Source organism: Streptomyces sp. NEAU-sy36, assembly GCF_013423905.1.
In the GTDB taxonomy this organism is placed as follows: domain Bacteria; phylum Actinomycetota; class Actinomycetes; order Streptomycetales; family Streptomycetaceae; genus Streptomyces; species Streptomyces misionensis.
On the sequence record NZ_CP058977.1, the window covers coordinates 4715333 to 4740770 of the forward strand.

The 25438-nt window shown below is 73.7% G+C and carries 23 protein-coding genes and 2 pseudogenes; 12 read left to right on the forward strand and 13 right to left on the reverse strand.

What is annotated here, in order from left to right; translation table 11 throughout:
* The first annotated feature begins 46 nt into the window (after positions 1-46).
* The 4 genes from HZZ00_RS21370 to HZZ00_RS21385 all read left to right on the forward strand — a co-directional run bounded on the left by HZZ00_RS21370 (position 47) and on the right by HZZ00_RS21385 (position 5254).
* Positions 47-964, forward strand: a complete 918-nt coding sequence (locus HZZ00_RS21370) for a MurR/RpiR family transcriptional regulator (protein WP_180333646.1) — start codon at positions 47-49, stop codon at positions 962-964.
* Between the two features lie 339 nt (positions 965-1303).
* The gene (locus tag HZZ00_RS21375) at positions 1304-1681 is read left to right on the forward strand and encodes a hypothetical protein (protein ID WP_107409236.1); all 378 of its coding nucleotides are present in this window, start codon (positions 1304-1306) and stop codon (positions 1679-1681) included.
* A gap of 103 nt (positions 1682-1784) precedes the next feature.
* On the forward strand, positions 1785-4196 hold the full coding sequence (locus HZZ00_RS21380; RefSeq protein ID WP_257585985.1) for a SpoIIE family protein phosphatase: 2412 nt from the start codon (positions 1785-1787) through the stop codon (positions 4194-4196).
* Between the two features lie 317 nt (positions 4197-4513).
* Entirely contained in the window at positions 4514-5254 is a 741-nt protein-coding gene (locus tag HZZ00_RS21385) for a class I SAM-dependent methyltransferase (RefSeq protein WP_180327945.1), read from the forward strand.
* Positions 5255-5279: 25 nt separating this feature from the next.
* Here the strand turns inward: HZZ00_RS21385 and HZZ00_RS21390 are convergent, their stop codons facing one another.
* Positions 5280-5762 (reverse strand): flavin reductase family protein, encoded by a 483-nt coding sequence (locus HZZ00_RS21390; RefSeq protein WP_180327946.1) that lies wholly within the window; start codon positions 5760-5762, stop codon positions 5280-5282.
* Between the two features lie 291 nt (positions 5763-6053).
* Positions 6054-6896 carry a hypothetical protein gene (locus HZZ00_RS21395; RefSeq protein WP_180327947.1) on the reverse strand — a complete coding sequence of 281 codons (843 nt, stop codon included), beginning with the start codon at positions 6894-6896 and terminating at the stop codon, positions 6054-6056.
* Positions 6897-7529: 633 nt separating this feature from the next.
* Between HZZ00_RS21395 and HZZ00_RS21400 the strand changes: the two are divergent.
* Positions 7530-8597: pseudogene (locus tag HZZ00_RS21400) on the forward strand (CaiB/BaiF CoA transferase family protein); the annotation flags it as partial.
* Between the two features lie 49 nt (positions 8598-8646).
* Here the strand turns inward: HZZ00_RS21400 and HZZ00_RS21405 are convergent.
* Positions 8647-9762, reverse strand: a complete 1116-nt coding sequence (locus tag HZZ00_RS21405; RefSeq protein ID WP_180327948.1) for a substrate-binding domain-containing protein — start codon at positions 9760-9762, stop codon at positions 8647-8649.
* Positions 9763-9945: 183 nt separating this feature from the next.
* Between HZZ00_RS21405 and HZZ00_RS21410 the strand changes: the two genes are divergently transcribed.
* The 3 genes from HZZ00_RS21410 (at position 9946) to HZZ00_RS21420 (ending at position 14246) form a co-directional block, all read left to right on the forward strand.
* The gene (locus HZZ00_RS21410) at positions 9946-10698 is read left to right on the forward strand and encodes a TetR family transcriptional regulator (protein ID WP_180327949.1); all 753 of its coding nucleotides are present in this window, start codon (positions 9946-9948) and stop codon (positions 10696-10698) included.
* Positions 10699-10867: 169 nt separating this feature from the next.
* Positions 10868-11284 (forward strand): Zn-ribbon domain-containing OB-fold protein, encoded by a 417-nt coding sequence (locus HZZ00_RS21415; protein ID WP_180327950.1) that lies wholly within the window; start codon positions 10868-10870, stop codon positions 11282-11284.
* Positions 11285-11462: 178 nt separating this feature from the next.
* Positions 11463-14246, forward strand: coding sequence for a hypothetical protein (locus HZZ00_RS21420; protein WP_180327951.1), 2784 nt, complete (start codon positions 11463-11465; stop codon positions 14244-14246).
* Positions 14247-14316: 70 nt separating this feature from the next.
* Here the strand turns inward: HZZ00_RS21420 and HZZ00_RS21425 are convergent, their stop codons facing one another.
* Positions 14317-14706, reverse strand: a complete 390-nt coding sequence (locus HZZ00_RS21425; protein WP_180327952.1) for a PPOX class F420-dependent oxidoreductase — start codon at positions 14704-14706, stop codon at positions 14317-14319.
* Positions 14707-14752: 46 nt separating this feature from the next.
* Entirely contained in the window at positions 14753-15931 is a 1179-nt protein-coding gene (locus tag HZZ00_RS21430; protein ID WP_180327953.1) for a MalY/PatB family protein, read from the reverse strand.
* 175 nt (positions 15932-16106) lie between these two features.
* Between HZZ00_RS21430 and HZZ00_RS21435 the strand changes: the two genes are divergently transcribed.
* A complete protein-coding gene (locus HZZ00_RS21435) occupies positions 16107-16937 on the forward strand; it encodes an SAM-dependent methyltransferase (RefSeq protein ID WP_180327954.1) in 831 nt (276 codons plus the stop codon).
* A 52-nt stretch (positions 16938-16989) separates the two neighbouring features.
* Here HZZ00_RS21435 and HZZ00_RS21440 read toward each other — a convergent pair whose 3' ends face one another.
* The 3 genes and pseudogenes from HZZ00_RS21440 to HZZ00_RS21450 all read right to left on the reverse strand — a co-directional run.
* Positions 16990-17175: a hypothetical protein gene (locus HZZ00_RS21440; protein WP_180327955.1), complete on the reverse strand. Its 186-nt coding sequence runs from the start codon at positions 17173-17175 to the stop codon at positions 16990-16992.
* A gap of 207 nt (positions 17176-17382) precedes the next feature.
* Positions 17383-18084 carry a L,D-transpeptidase family protein gene (locus HZZ00_RS21445; protein ID WP_180327956.1) on the reverse strand — a complete coding sequence of 234 codons (702 nt, stop codon included), beginning with the start codon at positions 18082-18084 and terminating at the stop codon, positions 17383-17385.
* Between the two features lie 149 nt (positions 18085-18233).
* Positions 18234-18653, reverse strand: a pseudogene (locus HZZ00_RS21450) (maleylpyruvate isomerase family mycothiol-dependent enzyme); the annotation flags it as partial.
* Positions 18654-18723: 70 nt separating this feature from the next.
* Between HZZ00_RS21450 and HZZ00_RS21455 the strand changes: the two are divergent.
* Positions 18724-19626 (forward strand): LysR family transcriptional regulator, encoded by a 903-nt coding sequence (locus HZZ00_RS21455; RefSeq protein ID WP_180327958.1) that lies wholly within the window; start codon positions 18724-18726, stop codon positions 19624-19626.
* A 108-nt stretch (positions 19627-19734) separates the two neighbouring features.
* Here HZZ00_RS21455 and HZZ00_RS21460 read toward each other — a convergent pair whose 3' ends face one another.
* The 4 genes from HZZ00_RS21460 to HZZ00_RS21475 all read right to left on the reverse strand — a co-directional run bounded on the left by HZZ00_RS21460 (position 19735) and on the right by HZZ00_RS21475 (position 23375).
* Positions 19735-20529: an SDR family NAD(P)-dependent oxidoreductase gene (locus HZZ00_RS21460; protein ID WP_180327959.1), complete on the reverse strand. Its 795-nt coding sequence runs from the start codon at positions 20527-20529 to the stop codon at positions 19735-19737.
* A 69-nt stretch (positions 20530-20598) separates the two neighbouring features.
* Positions 20599-21513 (reverse strand): SDR family oxidoreductase, encoded by a 915-nt coding sequence (locus HZZ00_RS21465; RefSeq protein ID WP_180327960.1) that lies wholly within the window; start codon positions 21511-21513, stop codon positions 20599-20601.
* 144 nt (positions 21514-21657) lie between these two features.
* Entirely contained in the window at positions 21658-22287 is a 630-nt protein-coding gene (locus HZZ00_RS21470; protein WP_180327961.1) for an MBL fold metallo-hydrolase, read from the reverse strand.
* Entirely contained in the window at positions 22287-23375 is a 1089-nt protein-coding gene (locus HZZ00_RS21475) for an S-(hydroxymethyl)mycothiol dehydrogenase (RefSeq protein ID WP_180327962.1), read from the reverse strand. The genes HZZ00_RS21470 and HZZ00_RS21475 overlap by 1 nt, the downstream gene beginning before the upstream one ends.
* A gap of 226 nt (positions 23376-23601) precedes the next feature.
* Between HZZ00_RS21475 and HZZ00_RS21480 the strand changes: the two genes are divergently transcribed.
* A complete protein-coding gene (locus HZZ00_RS21480; RefSeq protein ID WP_257584994.1) occupies positions 23602-24375 on the forward strand; it encodes an acyltransferase domain-containing protein in 774 nt (257 codons plus the stop codon).
* Positions 24376-24398: 23 nt separating this feature from the next.
* On the opposite strand, the gene HZZ00_RS21485 is transcribed toward HZZ00_RS21480, so the two are convergent.
* Complete coding sequence (locus tag HZZ00_RS21485; RefSeq protein ID WP_180327964.1) at positions 24399-24704, reverse strand: hypothetical protein; 306 nt, start codon at positions 24702-24704, stop codon at positions 24399-24401.
* A gap of 173 nt (positions 24705-24877) precedes the next feature.
* Between HZZ00_RS21485 and HZZ00_RS21490 the strand changes: the two genes are divergently transcribed.
* Complete coding sequence (locus HZZ00_RS21490; RefSeq protein ID WP_180327965.1) at positions 24878-25243, forward strand: nuclear transport factor 2 family protein; 366 nt, start codon at positions 24878-24880, stop codon at positions 25241-25243.
* Positions 25244-25438 lie beyond the last annotated feature (195 nt).

A 25438-nucleotide genomic window follows, 5' to 3' on the forward strand; every position in this document is an offset into this window, starting at 1 on the left:
GGGTGAGCTATGTTGAGTGCTCGTGGCAGACAAAGGAGACGGACCGGTGCCCTCGCCGCAGCAGGCCCGCGCACAGGCGTCGGCGATCACTTCTGGCAAGACCGCACCGCAGGCCGAGGCCGCCCCTACCTCCCGGCTCAGGGAGCTGTTCGACGGTCCCCGGCTGTCCCCCGGCCAGCGCCGGATCGCCCAGTACCTGATCGAGCACATCACCGAGGCCGCGTTCCTGTCCATCACCGAGCTGGCGGACCGGGTGGGGGTCAGCCAGCCGTCCGTCACCCGGTTCGCCGGTGCGGTCGGCTTCAGCGGCTATCCCGCGCTGCGCGAGCGGTTGCAGTCGATCGCGCTGCAGACCCTGGCCGGCGGCCCCGGCGACCCGAACCGAGCCAACGAGCTCCAGGCCGCCGTGGACGCCGAGATCCGGAACCTGGAGAACCTGCGGCGCGACTTCGCGGACCCGGACCGGGTGATCCACGTCGGCCGGGAGCTGTCCCGCTCCACCCCGCTGACCGTGCTGGGCCTGCGCATCTCGGAGTCGCTGGCCGAGTACTTCGGGTACGCGGCGCGCCGTATCCACCCCGATGTACGGCTGGTCACCCGGGGCGGCAGCGTGGCCTACGACGCGCTGCTCCAGTCCCGTGAGGCCGGCGGCAGCTGGGTGCTGGCGTTCGCGATGCCCCGGCACTCGCACGAGACCCTCCAGGCCGTCCGGGTGGCGCACGACGCCGGTCTGAAGGTTGCCCTGATCACCGATCTCGCGCTCGGACCGCTGGCCGACGAGGCCGACGTCACCTTCGCCACCGGCACCGGCTCCCGGCTGGTGTTCGACTCCTACGCCGCGCCGGGGGTGATGGCCGCCGCGCTGCTGCAGGCCATGACCGACGCCGACCCGGAGCGCACTCAGGCCCGGCTGGAGAAGTACGAGCAGATCTCCGAGCAGCACCAGTTCTTCGTCAGGGACTGAGTCCGCCGCTCCCCCGCCGCCACGCCGCCGTTCTCTCTTCAACGGTGGGCCTCATCCGTGAAGATCTTGCGGTCACCCCCCACCCGCAGCGGGATCTTTCACCCCATATCGCGCATGAATGTTTTCATACGTCTTGCAAAGTGATCGGTATATATAAATACTCGCCCGGGGCACCCGCGCGGACACCCCGGGGCCGGCCGCCACCTACCCAGGCCGGCGGCGGGATGTCCGGTGGTGCGGCGTCCCTGCGCCGCACCCGGGGCGGCCCCGGTCATCCCCTGGACCGGGGCCGCCCGCCCTCGTCGGACCACCCTCACGACGCGCAGACCGGAAGTGACCATGACCCTCACCAGCACGCGCATCAGCCCCGACTGGCCCTGCCAGGTCAAGACCCCGGGTTCGTACGACTGGGAGCGCTCGGCCGCCAGGTGGCTGCGCGAGCTGGTCCCCGCGCGCTACGCGAGCTATCCGGCCCTGATCCGCCACCCGGTGCTCCTCGCCCGGCACGCGCAGCTCCAGGTGCAGCAGGAGATCCGGGTGGCCCGCACCGCCCTCCAGACGGCGCGGGCCGAACTCCCGGTGCTCGGGCTGCCCGAGTCGGTCATCGAGCACACGATCAAGCTGTACGCGGCCGAAGTGCTCCAGCTCCAGCACATCGCCCGCAGCGTCCGCGCGGTCACCGAGGCCCTGGCGCGCCGCGGCGGCCACCCGGCCTGACGCACGGGCGGGGGCCTCCCCGCCGCTCCGCTCCTCCACACCGGTGATCGAAGGGGGCCGAATGTGCGATGCTCGTCGCGTGACGAGCGAGTCCGTTCCCCCGATGGGCGACCCCGGCACCGGCGCCGACAGCGCCGCGCTGGCCAGGGTCGTGGCCCGGCAGCGCGCGGAGCTGGAGCGGCTGCGGGACCGCGCCGCGACGGCGGCGGTGCTGGAACGGGCCAAGGGCGCCCTGATGGCGCTCACCGGCTGTACCCCGGACGCCGCCCACGACGAGCTGCGGCGCCGTGCCCGGGACAGCGGGCGCACCCTCGTCGAGGAGTGCTGGCTCGCCCTGGGCTCGCTCCCGCCGTCCAAGGAGGAGGCGGACCCCCCGGCCGCGTCCCCGCCCCCTCGCGAGACCCCGCCCGCCGGTGCCCCGGACCTCGCCGAGGCGCTGAGCAGGATGGGCCGGGACCTGGTGCGCGTCGGTTCCCCGCAGGAACTGGCCGGGCGCCTCCTGGACCAGCTGGCGGCCGAGGTGCGGGCCGACGCCGTACTCCTCTACGAGCGGCAGGCCGAGGGCGGGATCGAACTGATCGGGCACGCGGGCGCCGACCCCCGGTTCGCCGCCCAGTGGCGGCATGTGCCCCCGCTGACCGGGGTGCCCGCCTTCGAGGTGCTGGCGACGGGCGAGCCCCTCTGGCTGGAGGACCTGCCCGCCGACCGCGGCCGGTACCTGCTCAGCGGCAGCCCGCCCGAGCGGTGGCCGACCCGGGCCTGGCTGCCGGTGCCGGCCGGGGGTGCCGGCCGGGTCGCCCTCGGGGTGCTGCGTCGGCACGACCAGCCGTTCGAGCCGCGCGAGCGCGAACTGCTGCGCGCCACCGCCCGGTTGTGCGCCGGCCGCCTCCGCGCCCTGGACGCCCCGCGGGAGGCCCCCGGCGAACTCGGTCTCACCGCGGCCGTGCAGGCGGTCTTCGAGGCGCTGCCGGGTGCCGCGGTCCTGCTCACCCCGCTGCGCGGCCCCGCGGGCGAGGTGGAGGACTACCGCATCGACGCCGCCGCGCCGCGGACCGTCGACGTGTTCGGCCGCACCGGACGCGACATGGTCGGCCGGCGCATCCTGGAGAGCTACCCGTCCGTCGCGGGCGAACCGCTGTGGCGGGGCTATCTGACGGCCCTGGAGACGGGGGTGCCGTTCGAGGGCGAGCCGTTCGCCTACCAGGACGTGTCCGGCGGGGTGGCCGTGACCGCCACCTACTCGGTGCGGGCCGCCCCGCTGGGCGAGGGGCTGCTGGTGTCCTGGCTGCGGTACGACCCGACGGAGCGGCAGGAGCAGCGGCTGGCCGACGTGCAGCGGCTCGGCAACCTCGGCTGGGCGAACTGGAACCTGGTCACCGGGGAGATCTCCTGGTCCGCGCAGGCCTACGCCGTCCTGGGCCGCGACCCCGCGCGCGGGCCGCTGGAACTGGCGGAGCTGCCCGGACTGGCCCTGCCCCAGGACGCGGACCAGCTGACCGCCGCGATCACCGGCCTGGTCCGCCGCGGCCGGGCCTTCGACGCTCCGTTCCGGGTCGAGGCGCCCGAGGGGGTACGGCATCTGCGGCTGGTGGCCGAGGCCGTCACCGAGCCGGACGGCACCCCGGCCGAGGTGCACGGCTTCGTCCAGGACCTCACCGCACAGCGCAGCGCGGAACTCGCCCTCGTCAAGAGCGAGCGCACGATGCTGCTCCAGCGCGGGGTGCTCCAGGCCGAACGGGCGCTGGCCGCCCGGCTCCAGCACGCCCTGCTGCCGCTGCCCAGCAAGCCGGTGCGGCTGGCCGGGCTGCGCGTCGAGGTCGCCTATCTGCCCGCACAGGCCGGCATCCACGTCGGCGGCGACTGGTTCAGCGCCATCGAACTGCAGGACATGGACGCGCTGTTCGTGGTCGGCGACGTCGCGGGCCACGGCATCGACGCGGTGGCCACCATGGCCCAGCTTCGGTTCACCGCCAAGGGGATGGTCAGCACCGGCACCTCCCTCACCGTCGCCCTGGCCCGGCTCAACCAGCTGCTGCTGCACTCCCGGGACGGCCGGCGCACCGCCACCATGATCATGGCCCGCTACGAGCCCGACCAGCAGCTGCTGACCTGGGCGCAGGCCGGGCACCCGCCGCCGCTGCTGGTGCGCGACGGCGAGGTGCGCTACCTCGACCGCCCCGTCGGCATGCTGCTCGGCGCCAGCGCCCGTCCCTCGTACGATTCGGCGCAGCTGCGCCTCGCCCCCGGGGACCGGCTGCTGCTGTACACCGACGGCCTCATCGAGCGACCCGGCGAGGGCCTGGACGTGGGGCTGGCCCGGCTGGCCGAGGCGGCGCGGGCCCAGGGCGACGGCGGCGGGGACTCCCTGGACGCGCTGCTCGCCGCCATGGTCGCGGACGAGCGGCGCGACGACGTGTGCGTGCTGGACATCCGGATGCCCGCGCGCGCCGACGACCGCACCGAGGAGCCGGTCGACGCGGCGGACACGGGAAGCTGGGAGGCCCCGAACGGCTAGGGTCTTTCGTTTGGATCATGCCGGATCAGGGAGCGGGGTCTGGTGCGTGCAGATGCAAGGCGGAGGAGGGAGTCAACGCGGAGCGTTGGCGACCGACGACAACGCCGCAGATGTGCGTGCCAGACCCCGCGAGCCCGGCATGATCCAGACGAGAGGCCCTAGGGTCTTTCGTTCGGACAGGCCCGGCCCGAGCCGAACGAGAGGCACGAGTGCCGGCCCCGCGGATCACGGGCCGAGGCAGGACCGGACCGGAGCGAGGACCCGCCAGTGCCCTTATCGGGTTGACCGCCCCCGGCAGACGGTGCTGGAGTCGGCGCGTGGACAGCATCCCCGCCAACCGGCGGTTCTGGAACCGGATCAGCGGCACCTACCAGCACGAGCACGACCCGCGCATCGGCGCCACACCCCGGCTGTGGGGCATGTACTCCATCCCCGACGCGCAGCTGCACGCCCTGGGCGACGTCACCGGCAAGCGCGTCCTCGAACTCGGCTGCGGTGCCGGACAGTGGTCCAGGGCGCTCGCCGCCGAGGGCGCCGCCGTGGTGGGGTTCGACCTGTCCGAGGCCCAACTCGCCGCGGCCGCCGCCGCGATGGGAGCGGCCCGCTACCCGCTGGTGCAAGGCGCCGCCGAACAACTCCCCTTCGCCGCCGACAGCTTCGACCTGGTGTTCTGCGACTTCGGCGGGCTCAGCTGGGCGTCCCCGCACCTGGCCGTCCCACAGGCCGCACGCGTCCTGCGCCGAGGCGGGCGCCTGGTGTTCAACGTCGCCAGTCCCTGGTTCGAAGCCTGCTACGACGAGGCCGCCGGCCGCGTGACCACGACCCTCACGCAGGACTACTTCGGGCTGGACACCATCGCCGAGGACGACGGCGCGACCAGCTATCAGCTCACCTACGGCGACTGGGTCAGGGTCCTGCGCGGTGCGGGTCTCGTCATCGACGACCTCATCGAGCCGCGGCCCGCACCCGGAACACCCAACGGCTACAACGAGACCGATCCACCCGACTGGGCGCGCCGCTGGCCGGCGGAGCTGCTCTGGGCAACCCACAAACCGTGAGTTCCGCGGTGCCGTCGGGGCGGGGTCAGTCCGCGGGGTGGCCTGCCTCGATGCCGATCGCGTCGGACAGCCGCAGCAGCGGGCCCGAGCGCCCCTCTCCCCACTCCAGGGGGTCGAGGACGAAGCCGACGTGGTCACCGCCGTCGACGCGGTGCAGGATGGTGCCGACGCACCAGGCCGCCGCGTCCGCGAGGACCACGGCGCCGCCGGGCACCCGCACCAGGTCCAGCCCGGCGAACTTGTCGGTGTCATCGCCCGTGCGGCCGCCGAAGAGCTCCGCGAGGGCGCGCTGGTCGCGGGTGAGCAGGTGGACGGCGAGGCACTGTGCCGCGCGGGCGACGCGGTAGGTGCGATTGGCCTTGGACAGCCACACGGCGAGCCGGGGCGGCTGGATGGAGCACTGCGCGGCGAAGCCGACCAGGCAGCCCGCCCGCTCGCCGCCGGCCGCGGCCGTGACCACGCACATGTCGGGGTCGAGCCGCCCAAGGAAAACGTCTGCCCGCGTCATGCCGCTCCGCTCCGTCCACCGCCGGTCGGTCCCCGTACACCGATGTTCCCGCGCAGGAAGGTTCCCCGCGCGCCGTCCCCCAATCGCCCGGCTTCGATCGGCCCACCGATCCGCCGCCCCCTCCGCCGACCGCCCCGGCCGCCCGCGTGGGCCGTCTTCCGTACATAAAACGATCAGACGATCATCTCGGTCTTCCCTGTTGATCGTCTTCCCCGGCGGCACGACGCCGCTCCCTCACGCTCACCTTCGGCGACCTCAGGGGCACGGCAGGCGTGAGCCAGCGGATCACCGTCAGGCTGGGCCGACCGCTCCCCGGACGAACCGGCTGAGGGACGCCGTGACCGCGCCGACGAAGGCGTCCCTGTCCCCCTCCGGCAGCGCGTCCAGCGACAGATAGGGGTTCAGGTCCTCCAGCTCGACCAGCAGCAGGGCGCCGTCCGGGGCGCGGCAGGCGTCGACGCGCTGGATGCCGTGGCCGAGGTCGTTCCAGTCGACGAAGCGCCGGGCGAACTCCAGGTCCGCGGCGGTCGCCGCGTACGGCTTCAGCTCCCAGCGGCGGCGCGGGTCGGGGGCGTACAGGGCGTACTGGAAGTCGTCGTCCACGAAGTAGAAGGAGATCTCGTGGTCGAAGTCGACGTAGGGCTGTATCAGCATGTCGTCCCCGGCGAAGGCGGCGACCCGGCCGGCGGGGACGATCCGCAGGCCGAGGGAGTCCGCGCCGGTCCGGGGCTTGCAGACGTAGCGGTCGACGGCCGGCAGCCGGTCCAGGTCCGCGGCCCGGCCGACGGTCGGGATCACGGGGTACCCGGCGTCGGTCAGGTCGAGCAGATACCGCTTGCCGGCCATGTCCGCCTTGCCGGTGAGCGGGTTGTACACCGGGGTCCCGCGCTCCAGCGCCCGCGCGCGGAAGGCGTCGTACGCCTGCTGGTAGCCGAGCACGGGCCCGCTGTTGCGCACCACGACCGCGTCGTATCCGTCCATCAGCGCCACCGCGTCCAGCGGATGGCACAGGGCCAGGTCGAAGTGGGCGCGCAGCCGGGAGGTGAGCAGGATGTCCTCGTCGCAGTAGCGGCGCCCGCGGGCCTGGTACGCCAGGTCGGTGACGTAGAGAAGGCGGGGGCGGGCGTCGGGCATACGGGTCTCCTCGGGCGTGGTCGGGTACGGGTGCCGGTAGGCGCAGAAAGGTTACGCCCGCATGATCGGCTTCCACCGGTCGGGGCTCGGCACTCCCGTGCCGGCCGGGAGGGTGGTGCGACGACGGCGCTCTCCCTGGCGCCTTGACGCCTTCGCGCCTTCCGTCCTGGCGCCCTCGTTCCCTGATGACCCGGCGACCCGGCGACCCGGCGACGTGGCGCTTTGGCGCTTTGGCGCTTTGGCGCTTTGGCGCTTTGGCGACACCCTGCCGGAGACCTCCGGGGCGCGCGGAGCCCGGAACCTAGCACCGCTCGGGGCTCCGCGCCATGGACGGATCGGAGTGTCCGGCCCCCCACCGGGGCGCCATCGCGTCCAGTGCGCCCGGGGGCCGGCGGCCCGCACAATGTCGGCCTCGGTCGGCCGCCGCACCCGGGAGACCAGGGCGTGCGGCCGTCGGAGCGCGTACGGTCCGGGCGAACAGGGCCGCGCCGCGCGCGAGTTCTCGTCCCGCACCACCACCGTGCACCTGCGTGGCTCCGACAGGAGGACATCGTGACCGCTTCCGTCCCGCTGCCGCTGAGCGGCGTCCTCGTCGCCGACTTCGGGCGCGTGCTGGCCGCGCCGTACGCCACCATGCTCCTGGCCGACCTGGGCGCGGACGTCATCAAGGTCGAGCACCCGGAGGGCGGCGACGACACCCGCGCCTGGGGTCCTCCGTACGCGCACGGCGAGGCCGCCTACTTCCTCTCCGTCAACCGCAACAAGCGCTCCGTCGCGCTCGATCTGCGCGACGCGGACGACCGGCGTCGCGCCGGTGAACTGGCGCGCCGCGCCGATGTGCTGTTCGAGAACTTCCGGCCGGGGACGCTGGGGAAGTACGGGCTCGGCTACGAGGACGTGCGGGCCGGGAACCCCGGGATCGTCTACTGCTCGATCACCGGCTTCGGCTCCGGGCCGGGGGCCGCGCTGCCCGGGTACGACCTGCTGATCCAGGCCGTGGGCGGACTGATGAGCGTCACCGGGCCGGCGCCCGGGGAGCCGGTGAAGACCGGAGTGGCGCTGGTGGACGTGCTCACCGGGCTGCACGCGGCGGTCGGTGTGCTGGCCGCGCTGCGGCACCGGGACACGACCGGCGAGGGGCAGCGCATCGAGGTCGATCTGCTCTCCACCCTGCTGTCGAGCCTGGTCAACCAGTCCGCCGGGTACACCCTGGCCGACCGGGTGCCGGGCATCCTGGGCAACCGGCACCCGTCCATTGCGCCGTACGAGGTGTTCCGGGCCAAGGACCAGCCGCTGGTGATCGCCGTCGGCAACGACCGCCAGTTCGCGGCGCTCTGCCGCGGCCTCGGCGTGCCGGAGCTGGCCGCCGACCCGCGCTTCGCCGGCAACGCCGACCGGGTGACCCATGTGGACGAACTGGCCGGCATTCTCGGCGAGTTGCTGGCGGCCCGCACGGCGGAGGAGTGGTTCGGGCACCTCACTCCGCTCGGTGTCCCCTGTGGCCCGGTCAACGACCTCGGCCAGGCGTTCGCGCTCGCCGAGCGGCTCGGTCTGTCGCCCCGGGTGCCGGTGGCCGACGGCGACGGCGACGCCCTGGACCTCGTCGCCAACCCGATCAACCTCTCCGGTACCCCGGCCCGTTACGACCGCCGGCCGCCCCGTCTCGGCGAGCACACCGGCGAGATCACCGACTGGCTGGACTCCTGCACGCCCGCGGACGCGTGGGCACGGACCGGTCCGGTGCCGCCGCTCAGGACGCGTCGGCGGCCGCGCCCCGGGCGCCGCAGGAGGTGCGGATGCGCAACTCCGGCAGCAGGTCGAGGTGTTGGCGCGGGCCCGGCAGCTGCCGGCCGGCGCGCTCGGCGATGCGGCGCAGCAGGATGCCGGTGGCGTGTTCGCCGACCGAGCGCCTGGGCGGGGCGACGGCGGTCAGCGGCACGTCGGCGAGCGCGGCGACCTGGTCGTCGTAGGTGATGAGGGCGAGGTCGTCGGGCACGCGCACGCCGTGCGCCTGGAGGCGGGGCACGAGCACGATGGCGTCCTCGTCGCTGTGCACCAGGGCGGCGGTGATCCCGTGGGCGCGGACCGCCTCGACCAGGTAGTCCACGCTGGTGTCGTAGTCGCCGTGCGCGCGCACCGTCGGGGCGCCCTGGTGGGCCTCCAGGCCGCGGGCGCGGACGGCGGCCTGGAACCCGGCGCCGATCTGCGCGGCGTGCGGGCCTTCCTGGAGAACGGCGGTGATCCGGCGGTGGCCCAGGTCGGCGAAGTGGCCGACGGCGACGGCGGCGCCGTGGGCGCGGTCGGTGCGCACCCGGTCCAGGTCGGCCGCGGGGCTGCCGGGCGGGGCGGAGCGCTCGACCAGGACGACGGGCACTCCACACTCGGTGAGCCACTTCTCCCGTCCGGCCGCGGGGACGCCGCCGAACCAGCCGGGCGCCACCAGCAGCCCCTGGGCGCCGCCCGCGATCAGGTGTTCCGCCTGGAGCGAGTCCTCGGTGTCGACGTAGCCGGAGACCCCGAGCACCAGGCGGCCACCGTGGGCCGCGACGGCCTCGCGGGCGCCGGCGACGATGTCGGTGAAGAGGGAGACGGTGGTCGGCACGATCATGCCGATCACCGCGCCCTCGGCCCGCTCGGGCGGCCGGTCACGGGTGGCCGGGGCGGTGCCGTCGGCGTGATCGCCCGGCCAGACCACCGCGCCGTGCAGCCGCCGCAGCCGGCCCCCGGCGGCCAGGGTCTCGACGTCGCGCCGCAAGGTGACGGCGGAGACGCCGAGTTCGGCCGCCAGTTCGGCCACGCGGAGGCTGCCGCGCTCCCGGACGAGTTCGAGCACCCGCTCATGGCGCTGGTCGACGTGCGGTCGCATGGGCTCCCCCTGGACGAAGATCCGAAGCGCTCACTCTACGCCCACTGCCGTATCGATCGAATGCAATCAATTCGATCGCTCCGGTGTTCGAACGCACAGCGCGTGCAGCACTCAGTTCCCTCGTTCCTTCACAGTGGCTGCACTGAGTGTCAGAATTTCCGGCCCGAATGCTACGTTCCCGCCATGAGCTCCAGCAGCACGGCGCCCGCCGCCAAACCGCCGATGCGGGACGCCCTGGTCGCGGCGGCCTTCCGGCTCTTCCTGGAACGCGGCTACGAGCAGACCACGGTGGACGACATCGTCGCCCTGGCCGGGGTCGGCCGGCGTTCCTTCTTCCGGTACTTCCCCTCCAAGGAGGACGTGGTCTTCCCCGACCACGAGCGCTGCCTGGCCGACATGACCGCCTTCCTCGCCGCGAGCGGCCCGGAGCACGAGCCGGTGCGCCGGGCGTGCGACGCGGCCCGGCTGGTGCTCCGGATGTACGCGGAGAACCCGGCCTTCTCCGTGCAGCGCTACCGGCTCACCCGGAAGGTGCCGGGCCTGCGGGCGTACGAGCTGTCGGTGGTCTGGCGCTACGAGCGCGCGCTGGCCCGGTATCTGCGCGACCGGTTCGCCGGGCGCCCGGACGGGACACTGCGGGCCGATGTGATCGCGGCCGCGGTGGTCGCCGCGCACAACAACGCGCTGCGCTCCTGGCTGCGGTCGGACGGACAGGGCGACGCGGGCGCCGCGGTGGACCACGCGCTGGGGTGCGTGCAGCGGGAGTTCGCGCGCCCGCAGGACGCCGGCCCGGCCCGGCCCGTCGCGCGCGTCACCTCGCCGAACGGCGAGCGGACCGCCTCCCCGGCCGACGACGTGCTGGTCCTCGTCACCCGGCGCGACGCCCCGCTGTGGCGGGTGGTGCAGGAGTTGGAGGCGGTGCGGGACCGCGCCTGACGGCCGCGCCGCGGATCCGCGATTCCCCTTTTTTCGGGGTACCGAGTGCCTTTACGAGTGACACTGAGTGCCATTAGTCTAACGGTGTGCACGGCGGCCGGGCCGCCGGCACACGCGTGCAACGGGACCTGCACGCGGGATTCCGGCCGAGCGCAGGGAGTTGACCAGGATGTTCCACCACTCAGCGAGCGCCCCGTCCGTGGTGGCCGGCTCCGCGGCGGGTGTTCTCGATCCCGTCGCCGCGGCCCCCAAGGACGCCCTCCTCTTCCAGCGCTGCACCTGGTGCGGCACCGCGATGTTCCACCGGCTGCTGTGTCCGGTGTGCCGGGGCAGCGAGCTGCGCACCGAGCGCAGCGAGGGCGTCGGGACCGTCCGCCACTCCACCGTCGTGCACCGCAACACCCCCGCGGCGCGCAATGTGTCGCTGATCGAGATGACCGAGGGGTTCGTCGTGCGGGGCCGGGTGATGGGTCCTCCGGTCGGCGTCCACAGCGGCGACCGGGTCCGGCTGTCCACCGCCAAGGACCCGGTGCGCGGGGAGCCGGTCTTCCAGCTGCTGGACGAGCCGTACCGGGCCTGGAACTGACGGCACGTCCCCTGATCCCCCTCCCCCAGGCGGCCCGTACCTCCTTCCCGCCCGAGTCGCACCTGTGATCCATCGCCGCTCTTTCACAGGCAACCCACAGCCACCGCGTTCCGTCCTCCGGGAACGAGGGGCTCCCGGGACGGCCGGGGCGCCCGAGGTCTGGGTTCGAGGAGGAACAGTGGTCCGTGCCCGACGCATATGGGTCACCGCCGCCGCGTTATGCGCGGTGGCGGGAGCGTCTCCAGGGGTGGCCGCCGCCCGCAGTCAACCGCCGTCGGTCGCGGGGCCGTCGGCCTCCGTCGGCGGCGAGGCGCTGCCACCGGGCTGGCGGCTGACCGGCGGGGGCCCGGCGCCCCGGCTGGAGTGGCAGGCAGGCCGGCCGGTGCCGATGGGTGACGCGCGGGTGGAGTTCCGGTCGGGCAACCGGCTGTTGGGGGTGCCTCGGCCCAGCGCCGACGGTCGCACCTTCCGGCTGCCGCTGGACGGACGGCGGCCGGCCGAGCTGCGCTCGCTCGAAGTCTGGTCCGGCGGACACCGGTTGGACGTCCGGGCGACCGGGGCGGCTTCCTCGCCGACGGTCACGCCACCGCCCAAGCTGCCCGCGAACGGCGTGGACCCGGGCAAGCCGGGCACGTACCGGACCAGGACCGGCGAGTACAGCCTGAAGTCGGTCCGGCTGCCCGGCTTCAAGGCACCGGTGGAGATGCGCGCGGTGGTCGTCGCCCCCGTCGGCGCCCGGGGCGAGCGGCCGCTCGCGCTCTTCCTGCACGGCCGGCACTACACCTGCTACCGGGGCGACGAGATATCCGGCGACTGGCCGTGCAAGCCCGGCCACCAGCCGGTACCGAGCCACCGCGGCTATCTGCGCGACCAGCGGCTCCTGGCCTCGCAGGGCTATATGACGGTGTCGATCGCGGCCAACGGCATCAACGGCCAGGACGACGAGTCGGCCGAGGACGGCGGCGCCCAGGCCCGCTCCTCCCTGGTCCGGCTCCATCTGGGCCAGTGGGCGCGGTGGGCCAGGCACCCCGCGTCGGCACCGGCGATCGTCCGCGACGCGCCCCGCGCCGACCTGTCCCGCGTACTCCTCGTCGGGCACTCCCGAGGCGGCGAGGGCGTCAACCGGGCGGCCCTGGACAGCCTTTACCCGCCGCCCGCCGACCAGGACGGCTACCACGGCCCGGTGGACTGGACCATCCGTGGCATGGTGCTCATCGGCCCCACCGTCTTCGGCCAGAACCCCGTGCCCGACGTGCCCTCGGTAACGGTCCTGCCCGGCTGCGACGGCGACGTCTCCGATCTCCAGGGCGAGGTGTACGTCGACGGGACACGCGCGGTCAGCACCGGCACCGCACTGCACAGTGCCGTGTACGTCGTCGGCGCCGACCACAACTTCTTCAACTCCGAGTGGACCCCGGGCACCTCCGCGGCGCCCTCCGAGGACGACTTCTACGACGATCCGGACCGGCCCGACCCGGTGTGCGGCACGCACGCCGCGACCCGGCTCACCGCCGACCAGCAGCACCGGGCCGGAGCCACGTACATCGCGGCCGCCGCGCGGCTGTTCCTGGCCGGGGACGACCGGGTGCGGCCGCTGCTGGACGGCTCCGGCAAGCGGGCGCCGTCAGCCGACCCGGCGCGGGCCCTCAGCCACGCCGTGGGGGCGCGCCGCGACGGCGGGCTGCTGCCGGACGGCAAGGTGTCGGTGACCGGTGGCCGGCTGTGCGACGCCGTCGACCCGAACCCGGCCAGGGCCTGTCTGGGCGAGGACGCCAAGGGGTACTCGCCGCACTTCGCGCAGTGGGTCACCGGCCGGGAGACCGGCCGGCGCGCGATCGCGCTGCGCTGGACGCACGAGGGCGCCCGCACCCGGCTGGCGCCCGGACGGCCGCTGTCGCTGTCCGGCGCCAACGAGCTGGCGCTGCGGCTGTTCGTGCCGCCCAACTCCCGTGGCACGCGACTGGATGTAACCCTCACCGACACCAGCGGCCACCGGGCCACGCTGGGCCGGGTCCGCGCCGACGGACTGCCCGGCAGCGAGCGGACCGCCTCGTACTGGGCCCGTGAGATCCGCGTACCGCTGACGGCGGCCACCCGCGCGGGCCTCGACCTCGGGGCCGTCAAGTCCATGGAGCTGACCTCGCGTTCGCCGTCCGGCCGGGCCTGGCTGATGGACGCCTGGGGCTGGCGCCCGGGGACGCCCGAGGCCCGTGCGGCGGCCCTGCCCCGCGTGGACCTCGGCCGTGAAACGGTCGACGAGGGCGACTCGGGCGTGCGCACCTACCACGTCCCGGTGCGGGTGTCGGGCCACGGCAGCGGCCAGGTCCGGGTCTACGTCCTGGACCCGGCCACCGGTCAGGCCAAGGACCGGCTGGTCACCGTGCACCCGGGCGGCCGTGACATCGACGTGCCGGTCGAGGTGAAGGGCGACACCCGCTACGGCCCGGACCGGTCGTACGACGTCCTGGTCAAGGCGGTGCACGGCGCCGTCGTCGGCTCCTACCAGGGCGGGTTCACCGTGCACGACGACGATCCCGCCCCCACCATGACGGTGACCCCGCTCGCCGACCGGGTCACGGAGGGCCGACCGCTGCGGTGGCGGCTCTCCCTGTCCGAGCCGGTCGACGTGGACATGGGCGCCGTCTTCGGCGTCGTCCCGCCCGCCTCCGGCGCCGAACTCTCCACCAAGGACGTCTCGGCCGCCTGGCTGCGCGACACCACCGGCCAGTCCCCCGACCCGGAGCGTCCGCTGTCCAAGGTGAACGGCCTCTACCTCTGGGTGGACGTCCCGCCGGGCCGGACCAGCACGGACATCACCCTGCCCACCGTCGAGGACAAGGTCGCGGAACCCGCGGAGTCGGTGACCTTCCGCCGGCTCGACGACATGACCGGCGAGCCGCTGCCCGACGGCCTGGCCTTCTCCGGCACGGTCCTGGACGGACCCGCCGGACTCCGGCCGTAACAGGGAACCGTCACCTGCCGGGCAGGGCGTCGAATGCACCTTCGTGCGCGCTGCCCGGCGGGGCGGATGGTCAGGCCCGGAAGGTCACCCGGATGCCGACCGTGCCGTCCAGGCCGCGGCGCAGGCGGCTGCCCAGCAGGGTGAGGCGGCCGACGAGGCCGTACTTGCGGGCGATCAGGGCGCGGTAGCGGGCGGTGGTGGCCGGGTCGGTGATCTCGGCGGTGGCCGCCACCTGGTCACCGGTGGGATTGCCGCGCAGGTCGCAGGGGCCGACCAGAACGTCGGCGCGGCGCCGGATCCGCTTGACCTTGTGACTGTCGGCGGCCGTCCAGACGCCGAGCCCGTCCCCGTCGCGCACCACCCACACCGGGGTGGCGACCGGGGTGCCGTTCCCCCGGTAGCTGGTGACCAGCAGGTACTTCCCGGCACCGAGTCGGGCCGCCAGCGCGTCGTCGTCCATGGCGGGAGTCTAGGCCGCGCCGGACGGGGGACGCGCCGCCGGTGGGTCACTTCACCGCGGCCGCCATCCGCCGTACCGCCTCTGTGAGGATCTCGGGCGAGGTCGCGAGGTTGAGGCGGACATGGCCCGCGCCGCCGGTGCCGAACGGCGGGCCGGCGGTAAGGGCGATCCGGCCGCGGTCCAGGAAGACCTGGGCGGGGTCGTCACCGAGGCCGAGCGCGCGGCAGTCGAGCCAGGCCAGATAGGTGGCCTCGGCGGGATGGACGCGGACATCCGGCAGGTGCTCGGCCAGCAGGTCGGCGAACAGGCGCCGGTTGTCGCTGATCCCGGCGAGGAGGGCGTCGAGCCAGTCGGTGGCCTCGCGCAGGGCGGTGGTGTGGGCGATGATGCCCAGATGGCTGGCACCGTGGCCCACCTCCTCGGGCATGCCGGCCAGTTCGGCGGCGGCGCCGGGGCCGGCCAGGGCGAGGGCGGCCTTGAGGCCGGGAAGGTTCCAGCCCTTGGACGCCGACATCAGGGACAGGCCCCGGTCGGCGCCGGGCACGCTGAGGTAGGGCACGAAGGCGACGCCGGGGGCGACGAGCGGGGCGTGGATCTCGTCCGCGACGACCCGTACCCCGTGGCGTTCGGCGAGTTCGGCGACGGCCGCGAGTTCGGCGGCGGTGTGGACCGTCCCGGTGGGGTTGTGCGGGCTGCACAACAGGTACGCGGCACGCCCGCCGCCCGCCGTCGCCCGCGCGAACGCCTCCTCCAGCGCGGCCAGGTCGAGCCGCAGGTCCGCGCCGAGCGGGACCTCCACCACCCGCCGGTCCATATGGGTCGCGAACATGAAGAACGGCGGGTACACCGGCGGGTTGACGATCACCGGATCGCCCGGCCCGGTGACCAGCCCGAGCATCTCGACCACGCCGAGCATCACATCGGGAACGATCGCCGTGCGCTCCACGGCGATCCCGTCCCAGCCCCAGCGCCGGGCGGCGAAGCCGGCCAGGGCCTCGGCGTAGGCGGTGCCGACCGGATACCCGGTGTCGCCGAGGGCGAGCGCGTCGGTGAGCGCCCGGACCACGGGCGGGGCGAGCGGGACGTCCATCTCGGCCACCCACAGCGGGAGCACGTCCTGGGGGTAGGTGCGCCACTTCATGCTCGTACGACGACGCAGCCGCTCCAGGTCGAGGGCGCGCAGCGGGTTCGGTTCTCCGGCGGTGTCGTGCGGGAAGCTGGTCATGCGGCACAAGATAAGGGGGGCGTGCGGTGAGCGGGAACGGGGCGGAGGGGCGAGCCGGTGCCGGGGACGACGACCGGCCCCGGATTCGATGGAGCGGCGACGGAGATCAAGTCATGGGCTTAGATTGCGTATTGAAGGATCTATCCCTCCTCCAGGCACCCAGGAGCTGACGCACGTGACCGACAACCCCGCAGCCACCAATGACGTGGCGGTGTCGCTGCGCGCCCGCATCAACACCGGCCAGCCGCACACGGCGCGGATCTGGAACTACTGGCTCGGCGGCAAGGACAACTACGAGGTCGACCGCGCGGCCGGTGACCAGATCCGCCGACTGCATCCGGGCATCGGGGAGTACGCGCGTGCCGACCGGCTGTTCCTGGGCCGGGCGGTGCGGCACCTGGTCGGCGACGTGGGCATCCGCCAGTTCCTGGACGTCGGCACCGGGCTGCCCACCGCCGACAACACGCACGAGGTCGCGCAGCGGATCGCGCCGGAGTCCCGGATCGTGTACGTCGACAACGACCCGCTGGTGCTGGCGCACGCGCGGGCCCTGCTGACCAGCACGCCCGAGGGACGTACCGACTACCTGGACGAGGATCTGCGCAATGTGGACGCGATCCTCGAACACGCCTCGCAGACCCTGGACCTCAGCCGGCCGGTGGCGCTGATGCTGCTCGGCGTGGTCATCTTCATCGGCGACGACGAGGAGGCGTACGGGCTGGTGCGGCGGTTGATGGAGCGGCTGCCCGAGGGCAGCCACCTCGTGCTGTCGCACACCGTCACGCATCCCTCGATGCCGGATGTGGACGAGGCGGTCAAGTTCTGGAACGAGCACGGCACGCCGAAGCTGACCCAGCGCACCCCACAGGACGTCACGCGGTTCTTCGACGGCCTGGAGTTGCTGGAGCCCGGCGTGGTCTCCTGCTCGCGCTGGCGCCCGGAGCACGCGCACGGGGCGGAGCCGGAGGAGGTCGCCATGTTCGGCGGGGTGGCCCGCAAGGGCTGAGACGGTCGGGTGGCCCGCGACACCCGTCGGGTGTCGCGGGCGCGTCGTGAGGTCAGACGGCCCGGCGCGGCCGTGGGGCCGCGGCGGCCCACTCCATCACGAGGCGCTGGTACTCCTTGCGCTGCTCGGTGGTCAGCGTCCCGCCCGACCGGCGCCACAGGGCCCGGATCTCCTCGTTGACCTCCGCGGCCGATCGCTCGGAGGCGGCTTCAACAGTGGTGGACATGTTGTGAAGCATATGCCGCTCGCCGTGAAGGCGCTGTGAGTAAGTACCCTCGATGCGGACATTTCGGACCGTGTTGCTCATCACGTCGAGTGTCAAGCCACGCACGGGAGTTCACACCCGCCCCTCACCCGGCGACCGCGAGCAGCGGCGGCCGGGGAGGGTGAGCGACGCCACAGCGCCGCTCGGCCGTTCGAGCGCTCCCCCGGCGAGCCCAACGGCTCAGGTGCCGGGCTTGCGGCCGTAGACGAAGACGTCGTCGCCGTTGCGCAGCAGCGACCAGTACTTCTTGGCGTCCTTGCCGGTCATGTTGACGCAGCCGTGCGAGCCCGGCGGGTTCCACATGCTCAGGCCCACCGAGTGGAAGGCCTGGCCGCCGTCGAAGAACTGGCTGTACGGCATGGGCACACCGTTGTACAGCGACGAGACGTGGTCGATGTCACGCCAGTAGATCTTCTTCAGGCCGGTGCGGGTGACGTATCCCTTGCGGCCGGTGCGCACGGGCACCGGACCGTAGACGAGCTTCTTGCCGTCCTGGATCCAGCTGAGCTGGTGGGTCAGGTCCACGCACGCGATCCGGCCCTTGTTCACCGGGCACGCGCCGCTCTTGTTGGGGTTCTTGCCCACGGCACGCTGCTTGGTGATGAGGTCCATCACACCCCAGGTGACATTCCCGGCGTAACCGATGGTGGGCGTGATGCCGTTCTTGGCCTGGAAGGCGCGGATGGCCTTGCAGTCGGCGGCGGACTGCCGGCCGTCGACCGGACGGCCGAGGAACTTCTCCACCTGCTTCTGGTGCGGGCCCGTCGCGGTGGTGCAGTAACTCGCGGCCTGGGCCGGGGCCGCGGTGAGAGCCAGTGTGAGCGGCGCCACCAGGCCCGTGACGCCCAGCGCGACAACGGCTCGTCTACGTATGTCCCCCATGAGGGATCTTCACCTTCTCCCCAGTTCGCCCAGGGACATCCCCCGGGTGTTTCTGTGCGATTCCCACGATCTCGGACAAGTAGACCCCGGGGGAAATCGTAGGGTTGTGCTTCCGGTCACGCTGTGACGAAACGGTGAACTTCCTCACCCCGCAGCCGGTCCTCGGGTATGCGCCGGTCCAGGCCGAGGGCGACCGTGACGTCCAGCCCGTGGACGACGTCGTGGCCGAGGGCCGCGGCACGGCCGCCGACCGGGGGTGTCCAGGGGTGGTGGGCGTGGGTGCGCAGGAACCCGGCGAGTTCGCGGTCCGGGTACGCGGCCGCGTCCCGGCGGGCGAGCCGGTCGGTCGTACGGTGCAGACTGCCGCGCGCCTTGACCAGTTCCAGCAGCACCTTCGCCGTCGGGTGGCGGAATCCCGTCGACATGTGCGCGACCACCTCCCGTACCCGCCAGCCCGCGCAGAGACTGGGCGCCTCCCACTGCGCGGGACTGAGGCCCTCGAAGAAATTGGCCAGTTCACGGCGTTCGGCGGCGATGAGCGTGGCGATGTCGGCGGCTGCTTTCCCCATGTCTCCAGCATGGGCGGGCCGTCATGAGAAGTCCAAGACATGATCCGTCTCCGAACTAGCATGACGGGTTATGGAGTTGAGGCAGCTGCGGTACTTCGTGGCGGTGGTGGAGGAGGGCGGTTTCACCCGGGCCGCCGAGCGGTTGCGGCTGGCGCAGCCGGGGCTCAGCGCGCAGATACGGCAGCTGGAGCGGGAGTTGGGGCAGCCGCTGCTGGACCGCTCCGGACGGGCGGTGCGGCCGACGGAGGTCGGGGAGGCCGTGCTGCCGTACGCACGGGCCGCGCTCGCGGCGGTCGAGGGGGTGCGGCAGACCGCCGAGGAGTACACGGGCCTGCTGCGCGGGCGGGTCGCGATCGGCCTCGTGCCCGGCACCCTCGCCCACGCCTTCGACCTGGCCGGACTGCTGGCCGCCTTCCACCGGGCGCATCCCGGGGTGGAGGTCACCCTCACCGAGGACGTCTCGGACCGGATGCTGACCGCGCTGCGCGGCGGCGCGCTGGACCTCGCGGTGGCCGGGGTGGCGCGACAGGACCCGCCGCCGGGCATCGCGTGGGAGGTGGTCATCGACGAGCCGCTGGTCGTGGCGGCCGTCCCCGGGCACCCCCTGATGACCGGGCACCCGCAGGCACGGGCCGTCGCGCCGGCCGCGCTGGACGGACACCGGCTGATCGGGCTGCCGCACGGGACCGGGATGCGGACCGTCCTGGACCGGCTGTGCGCCGGGGCCGGGTTCCGGCCGCACATCGCCTTCGAGGCCGCGACCCCGGACGCGCTGGCGCGCCTCGCCGCGCGTGGTCTCGGCGTCGCCGTCCTGCCCGGCCGCGGTCCCCGCCCCGGCCTGCGCACCCTCGCCCTCGCGGACCCGCGCGCCCGCGGCCGGGTGGCCCTCGCCTGGCGCACCCCGGACCCGCTGAGCCCCGCCGCGCGGGAGCTGCTGCGCCGGCTGCGGCAGGGGATGCGCGCCGAGCGCTGACGGCCGCCCCTGGAGCCGGACGGACAGCGGGCACGGCCGGCGAAACGCCCGGGGAGGCGATCCGGTGGCCGGCGCCCCGACCGCCCGACCGCCCGACCGGCCCGGCCGTCAGCCGCGCGGATGCCGCAGCGCCTGGTGGAAGCCGGTGTGCACCGCGGTGAGGCCGCCGTCGACCACCAGGGTGGTGCCCGTGACCCAGGCGGCGTCGCGAGAGGCGAGGAAGGCGACCGCGGCGGCGATGTCCTCCGGCTCGCCTACCCTGCCCAGCGGATACAGCCCGCGGACGGCCGCCACGTCGTCGTCACGCCCCTCCCAGGCCGAGGTGCGGACCGTGCCCGGTGCCACCAGGTTGACCCGGACGCCCCGGGCCGCCACCTGCCCGGCGAGGGTGCGGGTGAGGGAGCCGAGACCGGCCTTGGCGGCGCTGTAGGCCTGGTTGCCGAAGTCCTGGAGGCCGTTGACGGAGCCGATGCTCACGATGGCGCCGCGTCCGGACGCGGCCAGGTGGGGCAGGGCCGCGCGGCAGCAGCGGTAGGCGCCGGTCAGGGTGACGTCGAGGTCGCGTGCCCATGCCTCGTCCGAGCCGTCCTCGAAGAGCGGGGCGTCCGGGGAGCAGTGGGCGGCGCAGTTGACCAGCACGTCCAGGGAGCCGAAGGCGTCGACGGCACGCGCCACGGCCGCCTCCACGGCGGCGCGGTCGGCCACGTCGCACCCGAACGCCTCGGCCGTCAGCCCTTCTTGGCGCAGCGCGGCGGCGGTCCGCTCGGCCTCGGACGGATCGCGGTCGGTGACCAGGACGCGGCCGCCCTCCTCGGCGAGCCGCCGGGCGACGGCGGCGCCGATGCCGCGCGCCGCCCCGGTGACGAGAACTCCGTGTCCCGCGAAGCGGGTCTGATCGCTCATGGACCGACGGTACGGCCGTACCGCCGGTCTTTCACCGTCCCTGACGCTGCGAGGATTCCGGCTGCCCGTTCACCGGTAGCCCGTCGTGTCCGCCGGCCGGCCCGCGTCCTGGACCTCCGTCAGGTACCGCCAGGCGTCGGGGCGGCTGCCGTCGAGGTCGGTGAAGCCGTACTCCCGGGCGAGGCCGCCGCTGGAGAGTGATCGGCCGTTGAAGCGGGCCACGTCGGGGTCGGCGGCCAGGGCGGCGACGGCCCGGCCGGTGAAGCGCGGGGTCTCGGAGATGGCGAAGTGCGGTTCGCGGGCGAGGGCGTCGCGCCAGTTGTCCTCGCGGACGCCGAACTGGTCCAGCATCAGCTCCGAGCGCATCCAGCCGGGGGTGAGGGCGACGGCCGTGGCACCGCGCGGGCCCAGTTCGTGCCCGAGGGCGAAGGCCATCCGCAGGACGGAGGCCTTGGCGAGGTCGTAGAACAGGTTCACCCGGTAGGTGTCCCGGTTGTAGTCGGCGGTGCCGTCGGTGACCTCCACGACCAGGCCGCCGGGCCGGCGCAGCAGCAGCGGCAGCGCGAAGTGGCTGGTGACAGCATGCGTCTCGACCGCGAGCCGGAGGAGTTTCAGGCCGTTGTCGAGGTCGTGCTCCCACACCGGGGTGTCCCACTCGAAGAGCTTCTCGCCGCCCCAGATGTCGTTGACGAGGATGTCCAGGCGGCCCTGTTCGTCCGCGATGCGCTCCACCAGGCCGCGCACGGCGGCGTGCCGGAGGTGGTCGACCGCCACGGCGATACCGGTGCCGCCGGCCGCGGAGACGAGGTCCGCGGTGTCCTCGACGGTCTCGGGGCGGTCGTACTCGGAGCGGTGGGCGCGGGTGCTGCGTCCGGTGACGTAGACGATTGCGCCGGCCGCGCCGAGTTCCACGGCGATGCCCCGTCCGGCGCCCCGGGTCGCGCCCGCGACCAGCGCGACCTTGCCCTCCAGCTGTTTCGACATGTCCGGCCTCTCGTGCGGGGGTGTGCTGACGTCGCTCAGCGTCGCCGAGAAACCGGACGTCTCCTGTCGGGTTTCAGCGGGCGGGTTCCCGCCGACCCGGACCGCTCACCGAAGTGGAGCCCGCGAGAGGCCCGCCGCACCGGCTCAGTGCCCCCGCTTGATCCACTCCTCCAGGTGGGGTGCCTCGTCGCCGATCGTGGTGGAGTCGCCGTGGCCGGTGAGGACCTTGGTCCCGGGCGGCAGGGTGAGCAGCCGCTCGCGGATGGACTCGATGATCGTCGGGAAGTGGGAGTACGACCGTCCGGTGGCGCCGGGGCCGCCCTTGAAGAGGGTGTCGCCGGTGAAGACGGTGCCGAGCCCGGGGTCGTAGAGGCAGACGGCGCCCTGCGCGTGCCCGGGCGTGTGCAGCACGGTCAGGTCGGCGCCGGCCGCCTCGATGACCTGCCCGTCCACCAGCAGCCGGTCGGGGTCGCGGTCGGGGTGGGTCATCCGCCACAGCGGCAGGTCGTCCGGGTGCAGCCAGATGACCGCGCCGGTGCGGTCGGCGAGTTCGGGGGCCGCGTCGATGTGGTCGTTGTGGGCGTGGGTGCACACGATGGCGGTGAGCCGGCGGTCGCCGACGGCGCGGGCGATGGCGTCGGCGTCGTGGGCGGCGTCGATGACGATCGCCTCGTCGTCGTCACCGACGATCCAGACGTTGTTGTCGACGTCCCAGGTGCCGCCGTCGAGGGTGAACTGGCCGGAGGTGACGAGGCGTTCGATACGGGCGGCCATCACAGCACCACCACCGAACGCAGCACGTCGCCCTCGTGCATCCGCTCGAACGCCTTCTCCACCTCGTCCAGTCGGATGGTCTCGGTGACGAACGCGTCGAGGGGCAGCCGGCCTTGCAGGTGCAGGTCGATCAGCATCGGGAAGTCGCGGGAGGGCAGGCAGTCGCCGTACCAGCTGGACTTGAGGGAGCCGCCGCGGCCGAAGACGTCCAGCAGGGGCAGTTCGAGCTTCATCTCCGGGGTGGGGACGCCGACGAGGACGACGGTGCCGGCCAGGTCGCGGGCGTAGAAGGCCTGCTTGTACGTCTCCGGGCGGCCGACCGCCTCGATGACGACGTCGGCGCCGAACCCGCCGGTCAGCTCCCGGACCGCCTCCACCGGGTCGGACTGCCGGGAGTTGACGGTGTGGGTGGCGCCCAGGGTGCGGGCCTTCTCCAGCTTGCGGTCGTCGATGTCCACGGCGATGATCTTCGCCGCGCCGGCCAGGTTGGCGCCCGCGATGGCCGCGTCGCCGACGCCGCCGCAGCCGATGACCGCGACCGAGTCGCCCCGCCCGACGTTGCCCGTGTTGATGGCGGCGCCGATGCCGGCCATCACCCCGCAGCCGAGGAGACCCGCGACCGCCGGGGAGACGGACGGGTCGACCTTGGTGCACTGGCCGGCGGCGACGAGGGTCTTCTCCGCGAACGCGCCGATGCCCAGGGCCGGGGACAGCTCCTGCCCGGTGGACGCGAGGGTCATCTTCTGCTTGGCGTTGTGGGTGTTGAAGCAGTACCAGGGGCGGCCGCGCAGACAGGCTCGGCAGTTGCCGCACACCGCGCGCCAGTTCAGGACGACGAAGTCACCGGGCGCCACCTCGGTGACGCCGTCGCCGACCGACTCCACCACGCCCGCGGCCTCGTGGCCGAGGAGAAAGGGGAAGTCGTCGGAGATGCCGCCCTGCTTGTAGTGCAGGTCGGTGTGGCACACGCCGCAGGCCTGGATGCGTACGACGGCCTCGCCCGGCCCCGGATCCGGCACCACGATCGTCTCGACTCGTACGGGCTCGTTCCTGCCCGGTGCGATCACGCCGCGTACTTCCTGCGCCATGGTCCGTTCCTTCCATCGATTGCTTACGGTGCAGACCCTACGCGCGTCCGACCAGGGACGGGACGGGCCACGGCGGTGACCGTTGATCTTTCCACCGGTGGGCCGCCGTACGCACCGGACGGAGCCTGCCGCGCCCGGCGGGCGGCTGACGGTGATGGCAATCTCTTTGCGGGGCGCAGGCAATCGCCTGGTGTGTGCGCTTGCCCGGCCGTGCCTCAATGGAGGCATGCTCGCTGATGGCCGCAAGGGACGTACCGCATTCCTGTTCTCGGCCGGTGACCCGCCGCCGCCCGGGACGGGCCGTGAACTCGCGGCGGCGTTCCCGCTGTTCGCGAAGACACTGGACGAGGTGTGCGGGCGTCTGGACCCGTATCTGCAACTGCCGCTGAAGAGCGTGATGTTCGCGGCCCCCGGCACCCGGACGTCGGCGCTGCTGGACCGGGTGCCGTTCGCGGGCCCCGCGGTCTTCGCGCTCCAGGTGGCGCAGTACCGGCTGCTGAGCGGCTGGGGTGTGCGGCCCGATGTGCTGTTCGGGCACGCGGCCGGGCGGATGGCCGCCGCGTACGCCGCCGGGGTCTTCTCCCTCCCGGACGCCTGCCACGCGGTCGGCACGCTGGCCCGGCTGCTGGACGGCACGGGCGGCGACGGGGCGCCGGGCGGGCTCCTGGCCGCCTACGGCCGTACGCTCGCCACGCTCCGTCCCCGCCCGCCGCGGCTGCCCCTCGTCTCCGACGTCACCGCCCGGCCGGTGGCCGCCGAGACCGCCGATCCGGGGTTCTGGCTGCCCGTGGCACCGTCCCGGTTCGCGGACGCGGCCGCCCTGCTGCACCGGGAGGGGGTGCGTACCTGGCTGGAGCTGGGCCCGGAGGACGGCCTCACCCGCGCGCTCCCCGGCTGCCTGCCGCCGGGCACCAGCGCCGGCTCGGCCCATGCCGTGGCGCGGGACTGGGCGGTGCTGGCGGCGGACCGGGGCGATCACCTCGGGAGCGCGCGGGCCTGACGAGGACGGTCCAGGCCGGTGGTTCAGGCCTGTACGGCCGGCAGCAGGCCCGTCACCGGTGCCACGAGGTCGGTGATCTGGTGCAGCTCGCCGAGGCGGCTCAGCTCGCTCACCTGGTTCAGGGACTTGAGCTGCTCGGAGACCTTCGGCATCCGTGCCTGCTGCTCCGCGGGCAGGTCGCCGGCGGTGACCGTGTCGAGCACGGTCATGGGGTTGAGCCGCCCGGTGTGCGCGGCGCTCGCGTCGGCCGCGTTGGCGAGGGGGGCGGCCAGGCCGGTGACCCCGGCGGCGAGGCCGAGGGCGGCGACGATACGGCGTGTTGACTTCATGTCCTCAGCAACGGCGGCGGTCCCCGGCCGGACACGGGCGGTGGCCCCCGCTCACCCGTGAGGCGGAGCCGCCCCCGTGCGCTTGCCGAGGCCGCCGGGCCGGAGGAGTCTCGTACACGGGGCCCCTTCGGCCCGGCCGCGCGGCGGGCCGCGAGCGCCTTGAGGAGGTCACCATGGGCAGCGCCACAGGCTCCGCCTTCGACACCGAGACACTGCGCCGGGGCATCGAGGGAACCACCGGGAACACCCTGCTGGCCCTGTACGCGGACGACGCGGAGGTCCGCATCGTCGACCACAACACCCAGCCGAGCCATCCCCGGGTCCTGCACGGCCGGGGCGAGATCGCCGCGTTGCTGGACGACATCTACCGGCGCGACATGACGCACAAGCTGGACCAGTGCGTGGTCCAGGGCGATCACGCCGCGTTCACCGAGTCCTGCCAGTACGGGGACGGCACCCGGGTCCTCGCCGAGTCCATGATCACACTGCGGGACGGGAAGATCGCCCGGCAGATCCTGATCCAGGCATGGGACGAGTAGGCAGACGGTTTGCGCGGTTCCCGGTCAGCACCCGGCTGACCTGGTCGTTCTCGGCCCGCGCGGGCCTGGGACGGGCACGGCCCCGGCGGCGGGGGCCGGCCCCGGCGGCGAGCCTGCCGATGTCCGCGCGGCCCTGCTGCGGTCAGCGCTGAGGACGCTGCGCCCGCGGGCTCCGCCGGCGCGTGCCCGGCGCCG

Coding starts and splice junctions, on each gene's coding strand:
- HZZ00_RS21490 (WP_180327965.1), top strand. CDS start 24,878: ATGGGCAGCGCCACAGGCTCCGCCTTCGACACCGAGACACTGCGCCGG.
- HZZ00_RS21415 (WP_180327950.1), top strand. CDS start 10,868: ATGTTCCACCACTCAGCGAGCGCCCCGTCCGTGGTGGCCGGCTCCGCG.
- HZZ00_RS21465 (WP_180327960.1), bottom strand. CDS start 21,513: ATGTCGAAACAGCTGGAGGGCAAGGTCGCGCTGGTCGCGGGCGCGACC.
- HZZ00_RS21375 (WP_107409236.1), top strand. CDS start 1,304: ATGACCCTCACCAGCACGCGCATCAGCCCCGACTGGCCCTGCCAGGTC.
- HZZ00_RS21455 (WP_180327958.1), top strand. CDS start 18,724: ATGGAGTTGAGGCAGCTGCGGTACTTCGTGGCGGTGGTGGAGGAGGGC.
- HZZ00_RS21430 (WP_180327953.1), bottom strand. CDS start 15,931: ATGACCAGCTTCCCGCACGACACCGCCGGAGAACCGAACCCGCTGCGC.
- HZZ00_RS21410 (WP_180327949.1), top strand. CDS start 9,946: ATGAGCTCCAGCAGCACGGCGCCCGCCGCCAAACCGCCGATGCGGGAC.
- HZZ00_RS21380 (WP_257585985.1), top strand. CDS start 1,785: ATGGGCGACCCCGGCACCGGCGCCGACAGCGCCGCGCTGGCCAGGGTC.
- HZZ00_RS21475 (WP_180327962.1), bottom strand. CDS start 23,375: ATGGCGCAGGAAGTACGCGGCGTGATCGCACCGGGCAGGAACGAGCCC.
- HZZ00_RS21485 (WP_180327964.1), bottom strand. CDS start 24,704: ATGAAGTCAACACGCCGTATCGTCGCCGCCCTCGGCCTCGCCGCCGGG.
- HZZ00_RS21395 (WP_180327947.1), bottom strand. CDS start 6,896: ATGCCCGACGCCCGCCCCCGCCTTCTCTACGTCACCGACCTGGCGTAC.
- HZZ00_RS21480 (WP_257584994.1), top strand. CDS start 23,602: ATGCTCGCTGATGGCCGCAAGGGACGTACCGCATTCCTGTTCTCGGCC.
- HZZ00_RS21445 (WP_180327956.1), bottom strand. CDS start 18,084: ATGGGGGACATACGTAGACGAGCCGTTGTCGCGCTGGGCGTCACGGGC.
- HZZ00_RS21425 (WP_180327952.1), bottom strand. CDS start 14,706: ATGGACGACGACGCGCTGGCGGCCCGACTCGGTGCCGGGAAGTACCTG.
- HZZ00_RS21470 (WP_180327961.1), bottom strand. CDS start 22,287: ATGGCCGCCCGTATCGAACGCCTCGTCACCTCCGGCCAGTTCACCCTC.
- HZZ00_RS21440 (WP_180327955.1), bottom strand. CDS start 17,175: ATGCTTCACAACATGTCCACCACTGTTGAAGCCGCCTCCGAGCGATCG.
- HZZ00_RS21390 (WP_180327946.1), bottom strand. CDS start 5,762: ATGACGCGGGCAGACGTTTTCCTTGGGCGGCTCGACCCCGACATGTGC.
- HZZ00_RS21460 (WP_180327959.1), bottom strand. CDS start 20,529: ATGAGCGATCAGACCCGCTTCGCGGGACACGGAGTTCTCGTCACCGGG.
- HZZ00_RS21405 (WP_180327948.1), bottom strand. CDS start 9,762: ATGCGACCGCACGTCGACCAGCGCCATGAGCGGGTGCTCGAACTCGTC.